We start from the raw sequence: 21,121 nt of genomic DNA, 5'->3' as shown, positions 1-21,121 counted from the left end.
TATACTCCGGGGTCAGGCGTAACGGCCGGCATCGTCAGCCGACTCTTCGACGGGGACGGATACGGCATCATGGTTAAGGAAGGGTTGGGGCTGTTCGGGCCGGCGCTGCTGCTGGCCGGAGGGCTGGCCGAAGTGTTGTGCGGGCGCCTGCTGGGGCTGGCCCTGCGGCGGGTTGCCGGCGGTGTGCTGCTGTTGCTGGGGTTGCGGCTGGCCATCCTGCGGACGTGGCGTGTCGCTCGACACCTCGACATGCGCGGCGGCGATGCGGAGGCCCTGCGCCTGCGCCTCGGCGATCAGGCGCGGCTGGGCGTCGGCCATCGCCTGGGCCGCGGCCTCGTTATCGGTGACGAACCGGATCGCGGTGCCCTCGGCGAGATTTCGGATCTCGACATGCAGGCTGCCGAGATGCTCGGGGTTGAGCTGGAATCGCAATTCCCCCTCGCGCGTCGCGGTGCGGCTGATGTCGCGCGCGAGCTGGTCGAGCCATTGCGTGTCCTTCGCCAGATCGAGCTGGGCGGTGAAGGCGGCATCGGCCGGCGCGGGCTGGCTGCTGTCGGCGATGCGGGTTTCGCCGGTGGCGGCCGACGTGTGGGCCGGCGCGACATGGTGGACGGTTTCCGCCGGCGCGGGGATGGCGTCGTCGGTCGAATCGTCGGCGGCGGGCAGCGTGAAGGGGGTGCCCGCCTCGGCTTCGGCGGGGGCTGCGGCCTTCGCCGGACCGCGCGGTGCCGGGGCAGGCTTTGCCGTCGGCGCGGCCTCGGCCTTGGCGGGCATCACCGTCTTGACCACCGGCGCGGCGATCTGGGGAGCCGGGGCCACGATCGCGAGAGGAATGGCGGGTTGCGGCGTCGCCGGCTGCGGCGTTGCGACTATCGGCTTCGCGTCGGTCGCGGCATCCTGCGGTTCGGCCTCGGCGGGCATCTCTTCGGTCGGTGCCTGATCGTCAGGCTGGCCTTCGACCGGCTGGGACGGATCGGTGGCGACCTTCGGAGCGCGCATCGGGCGGGGCAGCGGCGACGAAACCATCGGCCGTGTCGTGTTGGCCGCCTGCTCGCTCTGGGGCGCGGGTGCTTCAGGGGTGGCATCTGGCTGCGCGTCGGCGGAGGCAGCCGGCATGACGGTCGGCTGAGCGGCGATCGCCGGAACAGCCGCAGCCGGCGTCTCGGCGACGGGCGCCGCGCGCGAGACGGCGGATGCCGGCGCCACGACGGACAACAGCGCCAGCGCGGCGGTTTCCCCACCTTCCGCGCTCGGCTGCACGGGTGCCGACACCACCGGCGCGGCGACGGGGGCGGGCATCTCGGCGGCCGGGGCGATGGTCGCCATCAGATCGGCGAAGCCCGACGCGGCCGGCATCGTGCCGGGCAGCGGCCCGAGCATCGCCGGCGGCATCGCGCCCGGCTGGATCGCGGGCGTGGCGGGGAGGGCGGCGGACAGGTTCATGCCTTGGGGGCCAGACGGTGGCGGTGGCCGGCGGCGAGGCGGGCTTCGATCGAATCCTGGAGCTGCTGCACGGCGCGCTGCTGGAGCTTCTCGGCCCCCTCCTGCCGGATGCGGGCGGCGAGACGCTCGCCCTCCTTGGTGGTGGCGACGGCGCGGGCGGCGGCGATATTGTCGGCCATGCCGGCACGGGCCGCCTCCAGTCGCGCGGCCAGTTCGGCCTGTGCGGCGAGCGCGCCGGCCTGCACCGTGCCCTCGGAAAATTCGAGGCCGCCGCGCAGGGCGACCAGCCGGCGCGAGCTTTCCGCCAGATCGTTGGCGCGCTGCTCGGCCTCGCCGGCGGCGATGGAGGCCTGGATGTGCTGGACGGCACGGACACGGACGATTCGGGCGCGGCGATCGGCTAGGGCTTTCATGCCCCGAAGTGTTGCACCAGCGTAGTTACCGCCGAGTTAAGGTCGATCGTCTCGTCCTGATCCTGGCGGATGAATTGCTGGATCAGCGGCATGTGCGCGATGGCCGCGTCGATCGAGGGATCGCTGCCCTCGCGGTAGGCGCCCATCAGGATGAGGTCGCGATTCTCCTCATAGACCGACCAGAGCCGGCGCAGGGTGCGCGCGGCATCGGCGTGGGGCCTGTCGATGATGTCGCTCATCACGCGACTCAGGGATTTGCCCACGTCGATCGCGGGGAACACGCCCTGTTCGGCCAGCGCGCGGCTGAGGATGATATGCCCGTCGACGATCGCGCGGGCGGTATCGACGATGGGGTCTTCGGTGTCGCCGCCATCGGCCAGCACCGTATAGAGCGCGGTGATCGATCCGCCAGTGCGCGAATCCGCGCCGGCGCGCTCGATCAGGCGCGGGATCAGGCCGAGCGCCGAGGGCGGATAGCCCTTGATCGTCGGCGGTTCGCCCAGCGACAGCCCGATCTCGCGCTGGGCGTGGGCGACGCGGGTGAGGCTGTCGATCAGCAGCAGCACGCGCTTGCCCTGCGCGCGGAAATATTCGGCGATGGCGGTGGCGCGCATCGCGGCGCGCAGGCGCAGGATCGGCGGATGATCGGCCGGCACCGCGACGACGGCGGCCTTCTTGCGCACGTCGCCCTTCAGCTTGGTCTCGATGAAGTCGCTCACTTCGCGCGATCGTTCGCCGATCAGGCCGACGACGATCACGTCCGCTTCCGCGCCCTTGATCATCTGTCCCATCAGCACCGATTTGCCGACGCCCGAGCCCGCCGCGATGGCGATGCGCTGGCCGACGCCTGCGGTGAGCAGCGCGTTGATCGCGCGCACGCCCATGTCGAACGGCTGCGTCACGCGGCTGCGATCGAGCGGGTTGCCGCGCGTGCCCGCCAGCGGCCAGCGATGCTGGGTGACGATCGGTCCCATGCCGTCGAGCGGGTTGCCCAGCGCATCGACGATCCGGCCGAGCAGAGCCTCGCCCACATCCACCATCGTGCCGCGCCGGTCGGGCTCGACCCGCGCGCCCGCGCTGTGCGGGGCATCGGCGTCGAGCGCCATCAGGAGGGTCCGATCGCCTTTGAAGCCGACGACCTCGGCGAGCGCGCCATGGCCATCGGCATCGATCACGCGGACGTTGGCACCGACCGGCTCTTTAAGCCCCGTCGCTTCCAGCATCTGGCCGTCGAACGACACGAGCCGACCGATCCGGCGCGGCTGGAAGCCGGCCGGGTCGATCGCGCCGAGCATTGTCCGCGCCCGATCGGCCAGCGACTCGCTCAACGCGCGGCACCCAGGCGGGTGAGGGCGGTGTGGAGCCGCTGGAGGCGGACTTCGGGGCCGTCCTCGATCCAGCCGGTCGAGGTTTCGGCGACGACCATGCCGGGGGCGAGCGCCGGATCGGCATATAGCTCGACCGGAATGTCGGCGCCCGCGAGCCGCTCGGCATCGGCCGGGCTGACGCGCAGGCGCGAGGGGGCACATTCCTCGCTGATGATCGTGGCGGCGGCGTCGGTCTGGGCGCGCAGCATGTCGTCGTCGATCGTCACCTGGCCGACGATGCCGGCGACCAGCCGGCGCACCGTTTCGGACAACAAAGTGGCCAGCGCCTGGGGCGCCTCGGGCTTGAGCGCTTCGAGCGAGGCGGTCAGCCGGGCGGTGTCGGCGCGCTCGGCGGAGACCTCCAGCATCACGGTGCGGCGGCCTTCCTCGAACCCGTCGGCGAAGGCCTCGGCGCGCAGCCGCTCGATATCGATGCTGGGCGCCGGCGCTGCAGCGTATTCGTCATGGCCAAAGTCCTGGCCGGGCTCCGGCTCGGCCTCCGCCGCCCATGGCGAGAAGCCGGTCGGCTGGGGCTGGGCCAGATCGCGCGGGCGGAAGCTGGCCGCCGGGTTGATCGCGGGGCGGGTCCACACCGGGACGGTCGCGGCGGCGGACCACATATCAGACATAATCGTCGTCCTTGCCGATGTTGATCGTGCCTTCGGCGGCCAGCTTGCGGGCGGCGTTCAGCATGTCGCGCTGCGCTTCCTGCACCTCGGCCAGACGCATCGGGCCGCGATCGGCGATCTCGTCCTGGATCGACTGCGCCGCGCGTGCCGACATGCAGCCGTAGAAGCGCGTCCGCATCCGCTCGTCGGCACCCTTCAGCGCCACCACCAACGTATCGCTCTCCACCGCGCGCAGCACCGCGCCGAGGCCCTTGTCGTCGAGCGCCATGAGGTTGTCGAACACGAACATCTCGTCCTCGATCGAGCGGGCGAGATTCTTGTCGAGCTTCTGGAGCGCCTTGATGATGCGCTGTTCGGCGGCCTTGCGCGAATTGTTCATGATCTGCGCGGCCTCGGTCGCGCCGCCACGCTTGGTCTGGGCGGCGGGCGAGCGCTTGACCGGCTTCATCAGCAGCCATTCGAGATCGGCGATCGCCTCGGCGGTCACCGGCCCCATCGTGGCGACGCGATAAACCACGTCGGCCTGGATCTGCTCGTCGAGCTGGCCCAGCACGTCGGCGGCGATCGGCGCTTCCAGATGCGTCAGCACCAGCGCGATCAGCTGGGGATGTTCGGCCTCGACCATCGCGGCGATGGTCTGCGCGTCCATCCACTTGAGCGCGGCGAGGCTCGACGCCTTCTGCGGCGGGGCGATGCGCGAGATCACGGTCTCGGCGCGATCGGCGCCCAGCGCCTTTTCCATCATGCCGCGGATCTGCCGCTCGGCGCCGAAGCCACCCAGCGTGGTGCGGCTGCGCGCCTTATCGACGAACAGGTCGAGCACGCCCGAAATCTGGCTCTCGGTCACGTCGGCGACGCCGTACATCGCGCCGCCGAGGTGCTGGACCTCCTCGGGATCGAGCTGGCCGAGGACCGCTGCGGCCTCGCCCTCTTCGAGCAGCATCATCAGGATCGCGGCGGCGGCGCTGCCGGCCGGGGCTTCGCTATCGACGGTCATGTTGGTCGCCTCATCCATCGCGCTTCTCCCCCTGCGGCAGGTCGGCCCGGATCAGGTCGCGCACCACCAGAGCGGCGCGGGCGGGGTCCTGCCGGACGAAATTGCGGATCAGCTGGGCGCGGTCGGCATAGCCGGGGGCGGCCTCGATCATTTCCAGCGTCACCGGGTGGGCCGGGTTCTCGCGCGAGTCGCTGGCGATGGCGGCGGCGATCTCGGCGCCCATGGCGGCCTTTTGCGCCTCGGCCTGCGCGGAGCCGGCGGCGGGCGCCGCGATCAGCGCGGCGGCTTCCTTGGCGGCGACCGAGCGGCGCTTCATCATCGGGCGGACGACACCCAGCACCAGGATCAGCGCGACGAGGACCGCGCCACCCTGACGGGCGGCCATGGCGACCCACGACGCTTCATACCATTTGGCGGCCTCGGGCGCTTCCGGCGTGGCGAAGGCGCGGTTGGTCACGGCGATCAGGTCGCCGCGCTGCTGGTCGAAGCCGACCGCGCCCTTGATGAGATCTTCCAGCGCCTTGGTCTCGGCGACGCCGCGCGGCTTGCCATCCTGCTTCAGCGCGACCGCGACCGACAGGCGGCGGACGGTGCCGACCGGGTTCTTGGTGACCGAAACCTCGTGGTCGAGGTTGAACTGGCGGTTGTACGTCTCGGATGTCTTGCCGGCCTCGCCCTGCGCGATAGCGGGGGCGGCAGGCGGGGTCGAGACGCCGGGGATCTGGCCGGGCGCCTGGCTGGAGGCGGTGGCCGGGGCGGGCGGCTCGTTGGCGATGGCGCCGGGGATGCCGCCGGGAGGGCCGGCCTTCGCCGCGTCATTCTGCCAGCCACCCTGTTCGGCGGCGATCGCGCCGGGCTTGTTGGGATAGCTCTCGCGCGTCGCCTGCACCTCGGCCCAGTCGAGATCGGCATGGACCTCGGCGGTGAAGCCGTCGGCACCGACCAGCGGCGCGAGCAGCTTGTTGAGCGCGTCGCGATAGCGCTGCTCGATCTGCGCCTGCAATTCGACCTGCTGGGTCATCGCGCCGCCGGCGGCACCGCCCTGCTTCGACAGGAGATGGCCCGCCTGATCGACGACCGAGACGCCCTCGGGCGAGAGGCCGGGGACCGACGAGGCGACAAGGTTGACGATCGCCTGCACCTGGCCCTCGCTCAGCGCGCGGCCGTTGCGCAGGGTGAGCATGACCGAGGCGGCGGCGGGCTTGGCGTCGCGCAGGAACACGCTCGGCTGCTCGACGGCGAGGTGGATGCGGGCCTTCTCTACCGCGTCGATCGCCTCGATCGTGCGGGCGAGGTCCATCTCGCGGGCGCCGCGCAGGCGCTCGCCTTCGACGGCGCGGCTGGCGCCCATCGGCATGGCGGAGAGGACCGCGTCACCATCGGGCGCGGACTTGGGCAGGCCCTGCTGGGCGAGCAGCATCTTGGCCTGATAATATTGGCTCTCGCCCACCGTGATCGAGCCGGTGTCGCTGTCGATCCTGTAGGCGATGCCGGCCGACTTCAGCTGATCGACCACGGCGGCCTTGTCGGCATCGCCGAGGCCCGAGAAGAGATTCTTCTGTGGCGGCGTCGAAAGCGTGAAATAGGCGAGCGCGGCGAAGGCCAGCGCCAGCCCGATCGCCAGCATCGGCAGGCTCTTGGCGACGGCCGGCTGGGCGGTGAACGCCTTGATGCGCTGAAGCACCGCGCCGGCGGGGCCGGTGGCGGGCTTGGCGGTTGCGGGGAGAGTGCCGGCCGAGCCGGTCAGGGCGAGTTCGCTCATCGATTATACCGGCATGCTCATGATGTCCTTGTAGGCGGACAGGAGTTTGTTTCTGACCTGCAGGGTCGCCTGGAAGCCGACCGAGGCCTTTTCGCGCGCCAGCATCACCGAGGCGACGTCGGTGGTCTCGCCGCGCTCATAGGATTCGGTGATCGTGCTGGCGTTGCTCTGCTGCGTGTTGACCTGCTGGATCGCGTCGGTCAGCGCGGCCGAGAAGCTGTTCGGGCCGGTCGCGTCGACGCCGCCGATCGCGGCGGGCTTGGCGGCGGCCTTCTGGAGCGCGCTGTTCTGCTGGAGGATCGCGCTCCGCATCGCCAGCAGGGAATTCGCATCGACCTTCATCGTTCAGATCCTCAGGCCGCGGCCGCCGAGCGCAGGCCGGCGAGGCGGTAGCGCAGGGTGCGTTCGGAAATGCCGAGCCGCTGGGCGGCGCGGAGACGGTGACCGCCGGTGGCGGCGAGCGCCTCCTCGATCGCGACCGCCTCGGACGAGCGGGCCGCATCGGCGAGGCGGAGGGGGACGACGTTGCTGGCGACCGGCGCCGCGATCTCGATCGCGGCCGGGGCGGCGGCGAAGGTCGGCATCGGTGCCGCGTCGATCATCAGGTCGTCGGCTTCGAGACGCTCGCCGGCGCGCAGCACGAGCGCGCGCTGGAGGACGTTGTCGAGTTCGCGGACGTTGCCGGCCCAGCCGTGCGCCATCAGGCGATCGAGCGCGGCGCTCGTGGGCCAGGCAAAGGCTTCGCCGGGGTTGGTGTGGCGCAGCAGCAGCGCGGCGGTGATCGCGCGGATGTCCTGGCGGCGCTGGCCCAGCGGCGTGAGCGTCAGCGCCATGACATTGAGGCGCCAGTAGAGATCGGCGCGGAAGCGGCCGGCGGTGACTTCGGCGGCGAGGTCGCGGTTGCCGGCGGCGATGATACGCACGTCCACCTTGATCGGCTGGGTCGCGCCCACGGGGAGAACCTCACGCTCCTGAAGCGCGCGCAGCAGCTTCGCCTGGAGAACCAGCGGCAGCTCGGCGATCTCGTCGAGCAGGAGCGTGCCGCCGTCGGCCGCGCGGAACAGGCCCTCGCCCGCCGCGCCGGCGCCGGTGAAGCTGCCCTTCTGGTGGCCGAACAGCATCGCTTCCAGCATCGTCTCGGGCAGGGCCGCGCAGTTGACGGCGATGAAGGGCTTGGCGGCGCGGGGGCTCTCGGCGTGGACGAAGCGGGCCATGCCCTCCTTGCCGGTGCCGGTCTCGCCCATCAGCAGCACGGTGGCGTCGCTGCGGGCGATGCGGCCGGCGAGCGCGAGCAGCTGGACGGAGGCGGGCTCGCCGCAGGCCGGGCGGTGGGCCGGGCGGAAGAATTCGGCGACCAGCGCATGGCCGAACGCCATGTCCTCCAGCCCGAAGGCGATCTCGGCGGGGAAGCCCTTGGCGGAGGCGGTGAAGGCGGGGGCGCCCTCGCGCACGGCGATCAGCAGATCGGTGACGCGCGACAGCGACTTTTCGGAAACGTGCAGGATGCGGCGCGACTCGCGGGCCGGCGGCGTCGCGGCGTCGATCGCCTGGGCCTCGATTCCCGCGCCGGCCAGCCACGCCACGAGGGTGGGGCAGGCTTCGAGGGCCTTCGCGCTGATGCCGACGTTCGCCATTTTCCGGTGTCCTGTCGTTTCGGAACGGCCCGTCGCCGCTCCCGTCTGCAACACAGTTACCCCTGAATTAACTAAGAAGGTCTTAAAGGAATCGCGCGGGCCACGTACGCGGGTGGTGTGCGGGGGCGTGCCCCCGTGCGGGGCGCGTGGATATTTGCCGGCCCGCCCGGCACCGCCCGAAAATTATCCCTCACAATCACGGTTAAAGTTCCCCGGCACAGGGTCGTTACCCGGATCGTGGCAGGAACGACTCTCGCAGTCCGGCTGCCTCGTTCGACGGGAAAGGAACTATCGTGACTGTCATCAACACCAACATCGCCGCGATGCGCGCGCAGAATGGCAGCGCCGCTGCCAGCAGCTCGCTGCAGACCGCCATGGAGCGCCTGTCCACCGGCAAGCGCATCAACTCCGCCAAGGACGACGCCGCCGGCCTCGCCATCTCCAGCCGCATGACGAGCCAGGTCAAGGGCCTCGCCGTCGCCATCCGCAACGCCAACGACGGCATCTCGATGGCGCAGACGGCGGAAGGCGCGCTCGGCCAGGTCACCAACATGCTGCAGCGCATGAAAGAACTGTCGGTCCAGGCCGGCACGGGCACGCTGTCCACCACGGATCGCCAGAGCCTCCAGGCCGAAATGAACCAGCTCCTCGGCGAGGTGGACAACATTTCCAAGACGACCAATTTCAACGGCCTGAAGCTGCTCGACGGTTCGTCCAAGAACATCAAGCTGCAGACCGGCGTGAACGCCGGCGACCAGATCTCGGTGACGATGGCCGACGTGTCGACCAAGTCGCTCGGCCTCGACGGCGGCGCCGCCGCCGGCGTGCTGACCTCGGGCCGCGTCGGCACGACCAACGCCGTCGCCACGACCGACATCAAGATCAACGGCAAGGACGCGCTGGCCTCCAACTTCACCGCCTCCACCGACACCGCCAAGGCGCTGGCCGCCGCGATCAACGCCAACAGCGCCAACACCGGCGTGACGGCGACGGCGTCCAACTCGATCACCAGCTCGAAGCCGACCCAGTCGTCCTTCGCCAGCGGCGACGTGGTCATCAACGGCGTGACGGTGGGTGCCGCCGGCAGCGTCGAGGACCTGGTCTCGAACATCAACCGCGATGTCGGTGGTGTCGTCGCCAAGCTGAACGCCGACAAGACGATCACGCTGTCCAACGACACCGGCACGGCGATCACGGTTTCGGCCGGCGCCAAGGCGGGCTTCACCGAGAGCGCGACCGCGGTGCAGGGCTTCGTGTCGCTCAAGTCCAACTCGGGTGATCCGATCACCGTCGAGGCGGGTTCGACCGGCGTTGCCGCCGACTTCACCTCGCTCGGCCTGAACGCCACCGACGGCAAGAGCTTCTCGGGCACCAGCGTCACCTCGACCGCGCTGTCGACCACCAGCGACCTGAAGATCAACGGCGTCGCCGTCGGTGCCTCGTCGGACGGCTCGGCCGCCGCCAAGGCCGCCTCGATCAACGCCGTCTCGGGCAAGTCGGGCGTCACCGCCACCGCCGAGACCAAGACCTACGTCAGCCTGAACCTCGCCAATGGCGCGGCCACCGGCACGTCGATCAACGGTGTCGAAGTCGATCTGTCCGGCGCGACCGGCTCGGTTTCGGCCGCCGTCACCGCGATCAACGCCAAGACCACGGACACGGGCGTCGTCGCCTCGGCCGACGAGAAGACCGGCAAGCTGGTCCTCACCTCGACCTCGGGTCGTGACATCGTCCTGGCCGACACGACCAGCACGTTCACGGGCATGGCCTCGACCGCCTCGGCCTCGGCCGGCGCGCTGGGCACCGCTCGCGGCACGCTGAAGCTGACCGCCGAAAGCGGTTCGTCGGTCCGCGTCGAAGGTGCGGCCGCCGATCTGACCGCCGTTGGCCTCACCGCCCAGGGCGGCACGAAGGACAGCGTCGGCAACGGCATCAGCATCCTGAGCCAAGACTCGGCCAACGCCGCGCTGGCGGTGATCGACAAGGCGCTGGATACGGTTTCGGCGACCCGTGGCGATCTCGGTGCGGTGCAGAACCGCCTCGACGTCACGGTCAACAACCTGACCACCGCGTCGACCAACCTGACCGATGCCCGCTCGCGGATCGAGGATGCCGACTTCTCGTCGGAAACCACGAACCTCGCCAAGGCGCAGATCCTGTCGCAGGCCGCGACCGCGATGCTCGCCCAGGCGAACCAGAGCGCGCAGGGTGTGCTGAAGCTGCTCGGCTAACACTGCAAAAGGTGCGGCCCCGGTCCACCGATAGCAGCTTCGATCGGATCGGGGTCTTATAAGAGGCCCTTCCCGACGGGCGAACGAGACCCCCGGCATCCTGCAAAGGGTGTCGGGGGTTTGCGGTTTTGGGGGAAAGGCGGCCGCGCCGAACGACTCGCGGAAGTTGACGAAGTTGACGGCACGTCACCCCCCGACGCGCTTCCCGGCGGATCCCGGAGGCGGGGATAGCGGCGCGACGGGCTGGCAGGGGGGCCATGACCGCGACGCTCGCACGAACGGGCACCTGTAGGAGAGATGTTTCTACAATGTTGCCAAACGGGGGTGAACGGGATCATCCTCGCGCCGCAAAGGAGTGTCGGCCATGACCATCACCATCACCGCATTCGAGACATCGCCCGATCGGGGCCGGGGCCTGGCGCGCGACATGGGGGTGCGCTGGGCGCTGGAGGAAGTGGGCCAGCCCTATGACGTGCGGCTCGTCACCTTCGAGACGATGAAGCAGCCGGCGCATCTGGCGATACAGCCGTTCGGCCAGATCCCGACCTATGAGGAAAGCGGGCTGGCGCTGTTCGAATCCGGCGCGATCATCCTGCATATCGCCGAGCGGCATGGCGGGCTGCTGCCGCAGGATGGCGATGCGCGGGCGCGGGCGATCGCCTGGATGTTCGCGGCGGTCGCCACGATCGAGCCGCCGATCGTCGAGCGCAGCATGGCGATGCTGTTCGAGAAGGACGAGAGCTGGTTCGCGGCGCGGCAGGCGATGCTCGACCAACGGCTGGGCCGCAAGCTGGACGCGCTGGCGGCGCGGCTGGGCGAGGGCGAATGGCTCGACGACGCGTTCAGCGCGGGCGACCTGCTGGTCATCAACGTGCTGCGCAGGCTCGGCCCCTCGGGTTTCCTGAACGGCTATCCCGCGCTTACCGCCTATGTCGCGCGGGGCGAGGCGCGGCCGGCGTTCCAGCGCGCCTTCGCGGCGCAACTGGCGGTCTTCGTCGCCGCGTCGGGCGGCTGAGCGGCGCAACCGCGCCCACCGATACCGCACTTGCGATCGCCGGCCCCATCTTGCACGGGGCCGGAATGATCCTCGCTCTCGGCACCGTCTTTCCCGTCTTCGCGCTGATCCTGATCGGCTGGGCGGCGGGCAAACGGGGGATTTTGCCTGCCACGGCGGTCGACGGCCTGAACGGCTTCGTGGTAAAACTCGCGCTGCCGGTGCTGATGTTCCAGTTCGTCGCCGAGGCGGACTGGCGGTCGCTGTGGCACCCCCATTTCGTGCTGGCGCTGGGCGGCGGCATGGTGCTGGTGTTCGGCGCCACGCTGCTTCTCGCGCGGCGGCAGGGGCTGGGCGAGGCGAGCATCGAGGCGCTTGCGGCTGCCTATCCCAACACCGCCTTCATGGGCATCCCGATCGCGCAGGCGCTGTTCGGCGCGGCGGGGCTGGCGGCGGCGGTGATCGCCTCCCTGCTCACCGTCTGCGCCCTGTTCGCCCTGACGATCATGCTGGTGGAATATGAACTGCATCGCGAGCGCGGGCTCGGCCATGCCGCGCTCGGCGTGCTGCGCGGGCTGGCGCTCAACCCGCTGGTGTTCGCGCCGGTGCTGGGCGGCGTCTGGGCGCTGACCGGGATCGCGCTGCCTGTGCCGCTGCACGATCTGGCGAGCCTGCTGGGGCGGGCGGCCTCGCCGGTGGCGCTGGTCACGATCGGGCTGTTCCTGGCCTTCACGCCGGCCGGCGGGGCGACCGCGCGGGTGGCGCCTTTGGTGCTGCTGAAGCTGGTCGTGCAGCCGCTGGTGACGCTGCTGCTCGTCTGGCTGCTCGCCGTGCCGCAGCCCTGGGGCACGGCCGCGATCCTGCTGGCGGCCTTGCCCACCGGCACCGGCCCCTTCATGGTCGCGGCGCTCTACCGCCGGGATGCCGCCGTGATCGCGCGCGTGATCCTCGTCAGCACGCTCATTTCGGCGGCAACGGTATCGGCGCTGGTCGCGTTGACCGGGTGAGACGGACAGGGAGGCGGGCGTGGCGATAGTGGTGACGGGTGCGGCGGGGTTCATCGGCGCGCATGTCTGCCGCCACCTGCTGGCGCGCGGCGAACGGGTGGTCGGCGTGGACAGCCTCGACGCTTATTATCCGGTGCGGCTGAAGCATGACCGGCTGGCGTGGATTCGGGAACTGCCCGAGGCCGCCGACGCCTTCGCCTTCCACCAGCTCGATTTCGCCGACGAGGCCGCGCTGGAGGCGGCGCTGGCGGGCGAGGTGATCGACCGGATCGTCCATCTCGGCGCGCAGGCGGGGGTGCGCTACTCGCTCGAAAATCCGCGCGCCTATGTGCGCTCGAACCTCGTCGGCCACGTCAATCTGCTGGAAGTGGGGCGCGCGTTGAAGGTGCGGCATCTGGTCTATGCCTCCTCCTCGTCGGTCTATGGCGCGAATGCCTCCTTGCCGTTCCGGGTGGAGGACCGGGTCGACAATCCCGTCTCGCTCTATGCCGCGACCAAGCGATCGGACGAATTGATGAGCGAGACCTACGCGCATCTCTACCGCCTGCCGCAGACGGGGCTGCGCTTCTTCACGGTCTATGGCCCGTGGGGGCGGCCCGACATGGCGCCGTGGCTGTTCACAGCCGCCATCCTGAAGGGCGAGCCGATCAGGGTGTTCAACGAGGGGAAGATGCGGCGCGACTTCACCTATATCGACGACATCGTCGCCGGGATCGTCGCCGCGCTGGACCATCCGCCGGCCGACGATGGCGCGGAAAAGGCCGGGGGCAGCCGCGCGCCGCACCGGCTCTACAATATCGGCAACAACCGCGCCGAGGAATTGGGCGACTTCATCGCCATGATCGAGCGGGCGTGCGGGCGCGAGGCGATCAAGGATTATCGCCCGATGCAGCCGGGCGACGTGCCCGCGACCTATGCGGATATCTCCGCGATCCAGCGCGACACGGGCTATGCGCCGACCACGCCGATCGCTGTCGGCATCCCGCGCTTCGTTGACTGGTATCGCACCTATACGGCGTGAGCCGAGCGGCTGGGGAAGAGCGGTGGCGGCTCGTCGCTGAAGGCGGCGGCCTCGTAGCGCAACGCCATGTCGTGGTGCACCGATCGCACGGCGGGATCCTGGGCGGCGCTGGCCTTGTCACGACATTCCTGCGCGCGTCGTAAGTAATAATCACGGTCTGCGGTTAAGGTCATGACGGCTCTCCCGGCATGAAGCGGGCGCCTTTTACGCGGCGTCCCGTCGTCGCATGCTTCGGTTGATCCCCCTCGGCGGCGATGCGAGTCCCTATACCAGTTTCTCGTCCGAAAGGCCAATCCCGGACGGTGCGGCAAGCCCGTCGATACGAAACTCGCCAGTTTTCGAATCTGGTTGATGAAAATGGTTAACTTGGGTTTTGATTCCTCTTTCGTCTCTGGCTCGGACAGGTCTTGCGCCGAGAATTTCGGCATTTTTTCCGCCAGTTCCCAAAGTGCCAAATCAGTTCGATGGCAAACGATGCGGTGAAATCCTGTTTATTTCGGTCCATCTGGTGGCCAACAAGAAATTGATGCTTTTACGGAACAGATTTTCGGGCTAACGGCGGCGCATCCTTCATTCCAACCGGGAGGCACCCCCCCAATGACCGAGCAGACCGGCTCCGATCTTCTGACGCTTACCGCCGACATCGTCGCGGCCCATGTTTCCAACAACAGCGTGTCCGTAAGCGACGTGCCGCAGCTGATCGAGAAGGTCTTCGCCTCGCTCCAGTCGCTCGGCACCACGCCGATCGAGACGGCGGTCGAGTTGAAGCCGGCCGTTCCGGTCCGCTCGTCGGTCAAGCCCGACTATATCGTCTGCCTGGAGGACGGTAAGAAGCTGACCATGCTGAAGCGCTACCTGCGCACCAATTACGGCATGTCGCCGGAAGATTATCGCGCCAAGTGGAACCTGCCGGCCGATTATCCGATGGTCGCGCCGAACTATGCCGCCAAGCGCCGCGAGCTGGCCCATTCGATCGGCCTCGGCCGCAAGCGCGCCGCCGATCCGGTCGTCGAGGACGCCGCCGTCGAGGCGCCGAAGCGCCGTGGCCGCCGCAAGGCGACCCCGGAGGCCTGATCCTCCCGATCAAGCGCCAAGAAAAAGGGCGCCGTTCCAGTGATGGAGCGGCGCCCTTTTCTTTGGCGTGAAGAGATCGAAAATCGTCGTTGCGAGGTGCGGAGCACCGAAGCAATCCAGTCCCGGTGGAGAGGCTGGATTGCTTCGCTGGACGCCCGCAATGCCGAATTAGGCGACGGCGGCCTTGAGCTTCTCGACCAGGTCGGTGCGCTCCCACGGGAAATACTCACCCTCGGCATCGCGGCCGAAGTGGCCGTAGGCGGCGGTCTTCTTGTAGATCGGCTTGTTGAGGCCGAGGTGCTGGCGGATGCCCTTGGGAGTCAGGCGCACCAGCTTCGGCAGAACCTCCTCCAGCGTGGCTTCGGGCACGGTGCCGGTGCCGTGCGTGTCGACATAGACCGACAGCGGCTCGGCGATGCCGATCGCGTAGCTCAGCTGGATCGTGCAGCGCGTGGCCAGGCCGGCGGCGACGACATTCTTGGCGAGGTAGCGCGCGACATAGGCCGCCGAGCGATCGACCTTGGTGGGATCCTTGCCCGAGAAGGCGCCGCCGCCGTGCGGCGCCGCGCCGCCGTAGGTGTCGACGATGATCTTGCGGCCGGTGACGCCGGCGTCGCCATCGGGGCCGCCGATCTCGAACAGGCCGGTCGGGTTGACGTAGATCTTGTCGTCCGACGGCAGCCAGCCGTCCGGCAGGATCTCGGCGAACACGCCCTTGACGTAGTCGCGCACCTTGGCCTGGCCGGCCTCGTTGGAATAATCGGCGCCATGCTGGGTCGAGACGACGAGCGCGGTGGCGCGCACCGGCTTCTCATTCTCATAGGCCAGGGTCACCTGGCTCTTGGCGTCGGGCTCCAGGAAGGGCGCCGCGCCCGAATGGCGGTCGGCGGCCATCCGCTCGAGGATCTTGTGGCTGTAATAGAGCGTGGCGGGCATCAGGCCGGGCGTCTCGTCGGTCGCGTAACCGAACATGATGCCCTGGTCGCCGGCGCCTTCGTCCTTGTTGCCGCTCTCGTCGACGCCCATCGCGATATGGGCCGACTGGGCGTGCAGGTTGTTCGAGAAGGTGAAGGTCTGCCAGTGGAAGCCCGACTGCTCGTAGCCGATCTCGCGCACGGTGTTGCGCACCGCATCCTCGATCTCCTGGAGCGCGCCTTCGGCCCAGGCGCCATCCTCATAGACGCCCTTGCAGCGGATTTCGCCGGCCAGCACGACCATGTTGGTGGTGGTCAGCGTCTCGCAGGCGATGCGCGCCTCCGGGTCTTTCGAGAGGAACAGATCGACGACGGTGTCGCTGATCTGGTCGGCAACCTTGTCCGGATGCCCCTCGGAGACGCTCTCGGAGGTGAAGAGATAATTGCTGCGCATAGCTGATCGAATCCCTGAACGCTGATCCCGATATCGGTAAGGCATCCCTGACACACCTTGCCGAATACGGACATAAAGTATTTCTTATGTCCTTATATGTGCCTTTAGCGGGCTCGCCGACCCGTGGCAATCGCGAGCGCCGCCATCAGCGCGGCGAAGCCGAGCGCCAGCCAGTTGTGCCCCTGCGAGAAGGGCGTCGGCTTGCGCGCGGGGGGCAGGCGGGCGTCGATCGCGCCGGCCTCGTGCCAGGGCAGGGATGCCATCACCTCGCCATCGGCGTCGATCACGGCGGAGATGCCGGTGGGCGTGGCGCGCACGATCGGCAGCCCTTCCTCCACCGCGCGCAACTGCGCCTGCGCCAGATGCTGCGGCGGGCCGAAGCGGCCGAACCACGCATCGTTGGAGGGATTGTAGAGGAAGCGCGGGCGGCGATCGGGATCGACGACGTGGCCCGAGAAGATGATCTCGTAGCAGATCTGCGTGCCGACCAGCCCGATGCCGGGCAAAGCGAAGCTGCGCGCGCCGGGGCCGGGGCGGAAATCGATGTCGCCGGGGGCGAGGCGCGACAGGCCGAGCGCCGACAGCACCGGCCGCATCGGCAGATATTCGCCGAACGGCACGAGGTGCGACTTATCGTACTTGCCGATCAGCCGCGCGCCCGATGTCATGCCGAAGGCGCTGTTGCCGGCCGACAGGATCGTGCCGTCGGGCGCGTAGTGGAGCGACTGCGCGCCGGTGAGGAGCAGATCGCGCGGCCCCATCAGATCGGCGATGCGGATGCGGGCGAGCGCGTCTTCCTCGAGGAAATCGGGCACGGCGACTTCGGGCCACAGGATCAGCCGGGGCAGCGTGCCGGGCTCGCCCGTCAGACCCGCCAGACGCGCGTAATTGCGCGGGGCCGAGGCCTCGTCCCACTTGTCCTCCTGCCCGATATTGGGCTGGACGATGTGGAGCAAAGGCGCGCGCGGGTCGGCGGGTAGGGGCGGGCCGCGCAGCGACAGGATGAGCGCGAAGGCGATGGCGTAGGGGGCGAGCGTGGTGGCGAAGCGGCCGGGCGGCAGCTTGCGGCCCTTGCCCGCCGCGCGCAGCATCATCCCCAGCGGCCACAGCATCGCGGCGGCGGCCACGGTGAGGCCCGACAGGCCATAGGTGCCGATCAGCCGCGCGGGAAAGGCGATCGGCGTGCCCGCCCAGATGGCGGCGACCGGGTTCCACGCGAAGCCGGTGAACAAGGTGGCGCGCAGCCATTCGCCGAACGTCCAGGCGGCGCCCAGCATCAGCGCGAAGCGATGGCCGCCGCCGCGCCCGTAGCGCCAGGCGATGCCGGCGGCGATGGCAGGGTAGATGGCGAGAAACAGCGACAGCAGCAGCACCGCGACCCAGCCGAGCCAGCCCGGCATCGCCGCCTGATAGGTGAAGGCCTCCGCGATCCAGTTGAGCCCGATCAGGAAATGGCCGACGCCGAAAGCCCAGCCGAGCTTCAGCGCGCCGCGCACGTCCCGCGCGGCGCCGAGCAGAAAGGCCCAGAGGGCGAAGCAGATGATGGTGGCCGGCCAGGCACCGACCGGCGCGAAGCCGAGCGCGGAGACGAGGCCGAGGAGGAATGCGGCGGCGAACGGCGTCATGGCGCGCGGCTTAGGCGCGATTTGTGGCGGCGTCACGCCGACCAGCAACAATTTGCGTCCACCGGCGGAATCGCGTTCAGTCGGCGACGGCAGACAGAGGAGAGATTCGATGCGCGCGACTTCGATGGTGTCGGGGGCGGCCCTGGCTTTGGTGCTGGCGGCGACGGGCGGGGGCATTATGGTGCCGCAGGCGGCGATCGCCGCGACCGCGCCGGTGAAGACCTATACGGCGGCCCAATTCCTGGAGACCAGGAATTACCGTATCGGCGGCTTCGCGGCGGATGCCTTCAGCCATGACGGCAAGTCGCTGCTGATCTCGTCCGATCAGACCGGCACGTTCAACGCTTATGCCCTGCCGCTGGCGGGCGGCGCGCCGAAGCCGCTGACGGCCTCCACCACCGACGCGACCTATGCGGTCAGCGCCTTCCCGAATGACGATCGCGTGCTGGTGACGCATGACGGCGGCGGCAACGAACTGAACCACATCTATGTTCGCGACGCCGACGGCACGCTCAAGGATCTGACGCCGGGCGAGAAACTGAAGGCGGATTTCGCCGGCTGGGCGGCGGACGGCAAGACCTTCTACCTGACCAGCAATGCGCGCGATCCCAAGGCGTTCGATCTCTACGCTTATGATGTCGCGACCTTGGCGCCGAAGCTCGTCTTCCAGAACGACGGCGGCTTCCGCGTCTCCGGCGTGTCGCCGGACGGGACGACCGTGGCGCTGGTGAAGTCGCTCTCCAGCAAGAATTCGGACGTCTATGTCGCCAGCCTTTCGGGCGGCGCGCCGAAGCTGATGACCCCGCACAAGGGCGACGTCTCCTATAACGTGTCGGACTTCACGCCAGACTCCAAGGGCCTCATCATCCTGAGCGACGAGGATGGCGAGTTCGCGCGCGGCATCGCCTATGACATCGCCTCCGGCGCCAAGAAGGAACTGACGCGCGGCGACTGGGACGTGGTCTACACTTTCTATTCGCCCAAGGGCCGCTACCGCCTGTCGGCGCTGAACGCCGATGCCTCGTCGATGCTGACGATCGTCGACACCAAGACCGGCCAGCCGCTCAAGCTGACCGGGATTCCCGCCGGCGATCTGGGCGCGCCGCGCTTCAACGCCGACGAGACGATGCTGGCCTTCACCGTCGCGTCGGACACGTCGCCGTCGGACATCTTCGTGGCCGACGTGGCGACCGGCAAGGCCAGGCGGCTGACCCATGCGCTCAACCCGGCCATCGCCGAGAGTGATCTCGTCGAGGCCACGGTGGTTCGCTACGCGGGCGAGGGCGGGGTGCAGGTGCCGGGCATCCTCTACAAGCCGAAGGGCGCGTCGGTGACGCATCCGGTGCCGGCGATCGTCTATGTCCACGGCGGCCCCGGCGGGCAGAGCCGGCGCGGCTACAGCGCCTCGATCCAGCATCTCGTCAACCATGGCTATGCCGTGCTGGCGGCCAACAATCGCGGGTCGAGCGGCTACGGCAAGACCTTCTTCCACATGGACGATCGCCATCATGGCGAGGCCGACCTGCGCGATATCGTGGCGGGTGGGGCCTGGTTCCGCTCGCAGCCGTGGGTGGCCAAGGACAAGGTGGCGGTGATGGGCGGCTCCTACGGCGGCTACATGACCGCTGCGGCGCTCACCTTTCATCCCGATGCGTTCGCGGCGGGCGTAGACATCTTCGGCGTGACCAATTGGGAGCGCACCCTGAAATCGATCCCGCCGTGGTGGGGCGCCGAGCGCATCGCCCTGTTCGACGAAATGGGCGATCCGGCCACCGATGGCGTGCGCCACCACGCGATCTCGCCGCTGTTCCACGCGGCTAGGATCACCAAGCCGCTGCTGGTGATTCAGGGCAAGAACGACCCGCGCGTGTTGCAGGTGGAGAGCGACGAACTGGTCGCCGCCGTCCGCGCCAACAAGGTGCCGGTGGAATATGTAGTGTTTCCCGACGAGGGCCACGGCTTCCAGAGCCGCAAGAACCGCGTGACGGCGCAGGAGGCGTATCTGAAGTTTCTGGATCAGTATGTGAGGAAATAAAATCCTCCCCTGCAAGGGGAGGGGGACCGCCGCCGAAGGCGGTGGTGGAGGGGTGTCCCGCTCTCGATAGCGCGATACCCCTCCGTCATGTCTGCGACATGCCACCTCCCCTTGCAGGGGAGGATTTTCAATTTACCCGAACAGCCCGATCGGGCCGCGCCCGCCCGACGTCCATGTCGCCCAGTTGGGAAAGACATAGGGCATGTCGCTCGCCGCCACGCCGTACCAGCTCGCGATCGCGCCGATATATTCGTCCATCGCGGTCGTCGGGATCCAGCGGCCGAGGGCGGCGCTGTCGATGTCCTGCGTGCCGCCGAGCGTCACGTCGGGATAGGCGCCGAACAGCGTCCGGTCCTTCACCGCGCCGCCGAGGACGAGGTGGTTGTTGCCCCACGCATGATCGGTGCCGCGCGAGGCGTTCACCTTGAAGGTGCGGCCGAAGTCCGACATGGTGAACGCCGTCACATTCTCCTGCATCCCCAGCGACTTCATGGCGGCGTAGAAGCCCGCCAGCGCCATCGCGAGATCGGCGTAGAGATTGGCCTGCGTGCCGGTGGTGTTGTTGCCCGACACCTGATCGCTGTGATTGTCGTAGCCGCCCTGGCTGACGAAGAAGGTCTGGCGGCCATGGCCGAGCGTGCCGCGCGCCTCGATCATGCGGGCGACGCGGAGCAGCTGGCGCGAAACGTCGCTGGTGAGCGCGGCGCCCGTCGTCGGGTTCCTGAAATATTGATCGACTGACGAGGTGGTCGCGCCGATGATGGTGTTGGCGGTCGCGGCCTGATTATAGGCCGATCCCATCGCCTTGGCCGACAGGTCGGTCGCGGTGCCCATGCCGGAGCCGTCCCCGAAGGCCGCCAGCGCCGACTGGCGCGCGATCACCGCCGCGTCCGTGGAGGCCGCGTTATAGCCGTTGCGCGAGATCGTGCCGGCGGACGGCAGGATGAGCGGCGAGGACGAGCGGCCGATCAGCGCGAGATTGGCGCCGGCGATCGACATCAAATTGGGAACGGCGAGGATCGCCTCGCGATCGTTCATCCGGCCCATATAGCCGTCGCTGTTGGTCTCGCGGGTGCGCAGGCCCTGCCATTGCGCCTGCTGGTCCGAATGGCTCATCAGGTTGAGCGGGCGCGCGGTGCTGCTCGCCTGATATTGCGCCTTGGTCAGCGGCTGGTGGAGCGAGCCGACGTTCAGCACCGCCGACAGCGCACCCTCGTTCCACGCCGTCGCCAGCGGGGCAAAGCTGGGGTGGAGGCCGAAGGGCTGGCCCGCGAGAGGGGTGAGCGAAGCCTGCGGCAGCGCCAGGGTCGATCCGCGATTGGCGGCATAGGCCGCATAGCGCGTGTCGGTCGGCACGATCATGTTCCAATTGTCGGCGCCGCCGAACAGGAACACGCCGACCATCGCCCGGTAGGAGCCGTTGGCGGCCGCCAGCGAGGCGGTCTGGAACAGGGTGTTGGTGGCCGCGAAGGCCGCCGCCGCGCCGCCGAGGCGCAGGAAATCGCGTCGCGAAACACACAT

17 protein-coding genes and 2 pseudogenes are annotated in these 21,121 nt (G+C 68.9%); 7 read left to right on the top strand and 12 right to left on the bottom strand.

Annotated elements, in window-relative coordinates:
- Positions 1–12: 12 nt before the first annotated feature.
- The 8 genes from PQ455_RS14855 to PQ455_RS14820 are packed head-to-tail and all read right to left on the bottom strand — an operon-like array spanning position 13 to position 8,245.
- Positions 13–1,443: a flagellar hook-length control protein FliK gene (locus tag PQ455_RS14855; RefSeq protein WP_273686878.1), complete on the bottom strand. Its 1,431-nt coding sequence runs from the start codon at positions 1,441–1,443 to the stop codon at positions 13–15.
- Positions 1,440–1,856 carry a hypothetical protein gene (locus tag PQ455_RS14850; RefSeq protein WP_273686877.1) on the bottom strand — a complete coding sequence of 139 codons (417 nt, stop codon included), beginning with the start codon at positions 1,854–1,856 and terminating at the stop codon, positions 1,440–1,442. Before PQ455_RS14850 ends, PQ455_RS14855 begins: the two co-directional genes overlap by 4 nt.
- Entirely contained in the window at positions 1,853–3,151 is a 1,299-nt protein-coding gene (locus tag PQ455_RS14845; protein WP_273691388.1) for a FliI/YscN family ATPase, read from the bottom strand. Before PQ455_RS14845 ends, PQ455_RS14850 begins: the two co-directional genes overlap by 4 nt.
- Positions 3,152–3,180: 29 nt before the next feature.
- Positions 3,181–3,852, bottom strand: a complete 672-nt coding sequence (locus PQ455_RS14840; protein WP_273686876.1) for a FliH/SctL family protein — start codon at positions 3,850–3,852, stop codon at positions 3,181–3,183.
- Entirely contained in the window at positions 3,845–4,867 is a 1,023-nt protein-coding gene (fliG, locus tag PQ455_RS14835) for a flagellar motor switch protein FliG (RefSeq protein ID WP_420542791.1), read from the bottom strand. Before fliG ends, PQ455_RS14840 begins: the two co-directional genes overlap by 8 nt.
- Positions 4,860–6,611, bottom strand: coding sequence for a flagellar basal-body MS-ring/collar protein FliF (gene fliF / locus PQ455_RS14830; protein WP_273686875.1), 1,752 nt, complete (start codon positions 6,609–6,611; stop codon positions 4,860–4,862). The genes fliG and fliF overlap by 8 nt, the downstream gene beginning before the upstream one ends.
- A 3-nt stretch (positions 6,612–6,614) precedes the next feature.
- Entirely contained in the window at positions 6,615–6,953 is a 339-nt protein-coding gene (gene fliE, locus PQ455_RS14825) for a flagellar hook-basal body complex protein FliE (RefSeq protein WP_273686874.1), read from the bottom strand.
- 11 nt (positions 6,954–6,964) lie between these two features.
- Positions 6,965–8,245 carry a sigma-54 interaction domain-containing protein gene (locus PQ455_RS14820; protein WP_273686873.1) on the bottom strand — a complete coding sequence of 427 codons (1,281 nt, stop codon included), beginning with the start codon at positions 8,243–8,245 and terminating at the stop codon, positions 6,965–6,967.
- A 323-nt stretch (positions 8,246–8,568) separates the two neighbouring features.
- On the opposite strand from PQ455_RS14820, the pseudogene PQ455_RS14815 reads away from it, so the two are divergent.
- The 5 genes and pseudogenes from PQ455_RS14815 to PQ455_RS14800 all read left to right on the top strand — a co-directional run.
- Positions 8,569–9,903: pseudogene (locus tag PQ455_RS14815) on the top strand (flagellin N-terminal helical domain-containing protein); the annotation flags it as partial.
- A 309-nt stretch (positions 9,904–10,212) separates the two neighbouring features.
- Positions 10,213–10,476, top strand: a pseudogene (locus tag PQ455_RS21080) (flagellin); the annotation flags it as partial.
- A gap of 364 nt (positions 10,477–10,840) precedes the next feature.
- Positions 10,841–11,491 (top strand): glutathione S-transferase family protein, encoded by a 651-nt coding sequence (locus tag PQ455_RS14810; RefSeq protein WP_273686871.1) that lies wholly within the window; start codon positions 10,841–10,843, stop codon positions 11,489–11,491.
- Positions 11,492–11,556: 65 nt separating this feature from the next.
- Entirely contained in the window at positions 11,557–12,477 is a 921-nt protein-coding gene (locus PQ455_RS14805) for an AEC family transporter (protein WP_273686870.1), read from the top strand.
- Between the two features lie 19 nt (positions 12,478–12,496).
- Positions 12,497–13,498 carry an NAD-dependent epimerase/dehydratase family protein gene (locus PQ455_RS14800; protein WP_273686869.1) on the top strand — a complete coding sequence of 334 codons (1,002 nt, stop codon included), beginning with the start codon at positions 12,497–12,499 and terminating at the stop codon, positions 13,496–13,498.
- On the opposite strand, the gene PQ455_RS14795 is transcribed toward PQ455_RS14800, so the two are convergent.
- Entirely contained in the window at positions 13,486–13,671 is a 186-nt protein-coding gene (locus tag PQ455_RS14795) for a hypothetical protein (protein ID WP_273686868.1), read from the bottom strand. The two genes, PQ455_RS14800 and PQ455_RS14795, sit on opposite strands and share 13 nt — an antisense overlap.
- A gap of 424 nt (positions 13,672–14,095) precedes the next feature.
- Here PQ455_RS14795 and PQ455_RS14790 point away from each other — a divergent pair, with 424 nt between their 5' ends.
- On the top strand, positions 14,096–14,572 hold the full coding sequence (locus tag PQ455_RS14790) for a Ros/MucR family transcriptional regulator (RefSeq protein ID WP_273686867.1): 477 nt from the start codon (positions 14,096–14,098) through the stop codon (positions 14,570–14,572).
- Between the two features lie 168 nt (positions 14,573–14,740).
- On the opposite strand, the gene metK is transcribed toward PQ455_RS14790, so the two are convergent.
- Complete coding sequence (gene metK / locus PQ455_RS14785) at positions 14,741–15,940, bottom strand: methionine adenosyltransferase (RefSeq protein ID WP_273686865.1); 1,200 nt, start codon at positions 15,938–15,940, stop codon at positions 14,741–14,743.
- A 104-nt stretch (positions 15,941–16,044) separates the two neighbouring features.
- Positions 16,045–17,565, bottom strand: a complete 1,521-nt coding sequence (gene lnt / locus PQ455_RS14780; RefSeq protein WP_273686864.1) for an apolipoprotein N-acyltransferase — start codon at positions 17,563–17,565, stop codon at positions 16,045–16,047.
- Positions 17,566–17,674: 109 nt separating this feature from the next.
- Between lnt and PQ455_RS14775 the strand changes: the two genes are divergently transcribed.
- Complete coding sequence (locus PQ455_RS14775) at positions 17,675–19,600, top strand: S9 family peptidase (protein ID WP_273686863.1); 1,926 nt, start codon at positions 17,675–17,677, stop codon at positions 19,598–19,600.
- 132 nt (positions 19,601–19,732) lie between these two features.
- On the opposite strand, the gene PQ455_RS14770 is transcribed toward PQ455_RS14775, so the two are convergent.
- A complete protein-coding gene (locus tag PQ455_RS14770) occupies positions 19,733–21,121 on the bottom strand; it encodes a DUF1501 domain-containing protein (RefSeq protein WP_273686862.1) in 1,389 nt (462 codons plus the stop codon).

Origin of the sequence: Sphingomonas naphthae (genome assembly GCF_028607085.1) — a bacterium.
In the GTDB taxonomy this organism is placed as follows: domain Bacteria; phylum Pseudomonadota; class Alphaproteobacteria; order Sphingomonadales; family Sphingomonadaceae; genus Sphingomonas_Q; species Sphingomonas_Q naphthae.
This window is presented reverse-complemented; position numbering and strand designations above follow the sequence as displayed.